General features: G+C 35.4%; 3 protein-coding genes and 1 other annotated feature. All 3 genes read left to right on the top strand.

The window, feature by feature from the left end:
• Positions 1-243: 243 nt before the first annotated feature.
• Positions 244-381: a hypothetical protein gene (locus V7654_RS23870; protein WP_335433381.1), complete on the top strand. Its 138-nt coding sequence runs from the start codon at positions 244-246 to the stop codon at positions 379-381.
• Positions 382-467: 86 nt separating this feature from the next.
• Positions 468-715, top strand: a binding site (T-box leader).
• Between the two features lie 76 nt (positions 716-791).
• The gene (locus V7654_RS23865; protein ID WP_335433379.1) at positions 792-1,316 is read left to right on the top strand and encodes a GNAT family N-acetyltransferase; all 525 of its coding nucleotides are present in this window, start codon (positions 792-794) and stop codon (positions 1,314-1,316) included.
• An 81-nt stretch (positions 1,317-1,397) separates the two neighbouring features.
• Positions 1,398-2,072, top strand: a complete 675-nt coding sequence (locus tag V7654_RS23860; protein ID WP_335433377.1) for a Type 1 glutamine amidotransferase-like domain-containing protein — start codon at positions 1,398-1,400, stop codon at positions 2,070-2,072.
• Positions 2,073-2,259 lie beyond the last annotated feature (187 nt).

The following is a 2,259-nucleotide window of genomic DNA, read 5'->3' as shown; positions in this document are numbered from 1 at the left end:
TCCTGCGGGCTTAGCTGGTCAGGTGAGGCCCCGCAGAAGCGAAGCGACGAGAAGGCTCAGCGCCCCGGGGAGAGCGAAGCGCCTGGAACGAGAATCAACAGCCTTGTTTAACAGAGCCTAAAGAAACAGATTGAAGTATTATAAATTTTTCAATCGAGAGTCAATAAATCTTCATTTTAAACAAGTGCAATTTTTAAACAGATTGCCCAAATATAATAACTTGAAGAATGGGGGATGGTATGTGTGGGTTATTTCCTTATAGCCGTCGTATTATTGGTAGTGTTTTACTCAGTTTTTAAAATCATAAAAAAAGGTAAATTGCCAAGCAATGAATATACGCCTTTTGATGACCTGACCGAGGGTAAATCAGACAAGGATTAATTCGGACGTTTACTAACTAACTTATGTTTATAAAAGATCATTTACAATAAAGTAATTAATTGGTAATATATTTAAAAATTAAATATTTATAGACGCTGAAGAGATAAGTAGTTAAGTAATGATTTTTAATAGAGAGCTCCTATCCGGTGAAAGGGAGTAAAAATCTGCTTAACGAATAAAACCTCGGAGTTTCTTACTAAGCTAATTTAATTAGGGATTGTAGGACGGCTTCTCCCGATAGAGAGATAGGGTATTGATGTACCCGAAAAGGCTGATATAGTGATGTATCGGCAAACTGAGGTGGTACCACGAAGTTTCAACTCTCGTCCTCAAGATTTGATTATCTTGGGGGTGGGAGTTTTTTATTGTTCTTTTTTCAGTTAATGTAATCAAAATGGAGGAGAAATTCAATGAACCCTATGCTAATTGATGTCCCATCTCAGTTGGAAACCGAAAGATTAATATTGAGATCGCCATTTCAAAGAGGCGATGGCCAAATTGTTAATAAAGCAATAAAGGATTCATTTAACGAGTTAAAGCCATGGATGCCATTTGCACAGAGCATCCCAGCCGTTGAAGAGACAGAAGAAAATTTGAGAAACGCATATAGTAAGTTTCAAAAAAGAGACAGTTTTCGTTTTCTTATTTTCCATAAAGAAACGAATGAATTTATCGGAACAGCAAGCCTGCAGGGGATCAATTGGGAAGTACCAAAAGGTGAAATTGGCTACTGGATCAACACCAAATTCAGTGGAAACGGGTATATTACCGAAGCGGTCAGAGAAGTCTTAAACCTTGGCATAAAGGAACTTAATTTTAACAGAATAGAAATTAGAGTAGAATCTACTAATATAAAAAGTCGAAGAATACCTGAAAAATTAGGCTTTACTTTAGAAGGAATCCATAAAAATGATGACCTTTCAGCAGACGGGTAAAGATTAACGGACACCTATATTTATGCAAAAATAAATCAATAAACAAGGTTATGTTTATTAAACTTGGAAAGTGAGAATATTATGGGAAAAATCATTGCAATTGGCGGCGGTTATAATGGAGGAGATTTTGATTGGAAGCTAGAGGAGAAGATTCGGAGATTTATAATTAAGGAAAAACCAAAGGTTATTTTTATCCCGTATGGATCAACTGATGATGAAGAAAATTATCATCAGTTCAGTAATTTTTATGAATTACAAGGATGTGAAGTAGAATTACTTCAACCTGGAATGGAATATCTGCTGCTTGAAGCAGATCTCATTTATTTTGGCAGAGGATCGACGATTCAATTAATTGAGAAACTAAAAGAAACAAAAACAATACCATTTTTGAAACAAGCATTTGAAAAGGATTCTATTTTAGTTGGGTTTAGTGCAGGTGCTCATGCATTGTTTGCTTTTGCAGGAAGTTATGAAATGGAGATAGGCTATACAATAGTAGAGGGATTGGGATTTGTTGATGGTTGTATCATTTCTCACTACAATTATCAAGATCGAGCAGAAGCTTATCATAATTTGCTGAAAGAAAGAGATTTTAGTGGGATCGGTTTAGATGACCACACTATGATGGTGGTAGAAAACAATGTTGGTACTTTGTATTCTTCGAACGTGGAATCGGATGGTTACTTAATCCAAAATCTAGATTCAAATCTTTCCATTCGCCCTATTAATGGAGAGAAAATTGCTATTCCTTTTTAAAAAGTTTTAATACTTGATAGAAAAGATAACGAACTCTATCATTAAAAGATTTAATTATTGAACGAAAGAATGCATTATTTTTTAAGTGGAGGACCTAAAAAAGATAGTCACAGTTTGTCGTCAAAAATACAGTTCACCGATCATTTATTGAAACCCTGTTGATTGGAGTGGAAGGCGCGAAGACTCC

It is taken from the genome of Bacillus sp. JJ1609 (assembly GCF_036967045.1).
In the GTDB taxonomy this organism is placed as follows: domain Bacteria; phylum Bacillota; class Bacilli; order Bacillales; family Cytobacillaceae; genus Mesobacillus.
This window is presented reverse-complemented; position numbering and strand designations above follow the sequence as displayed.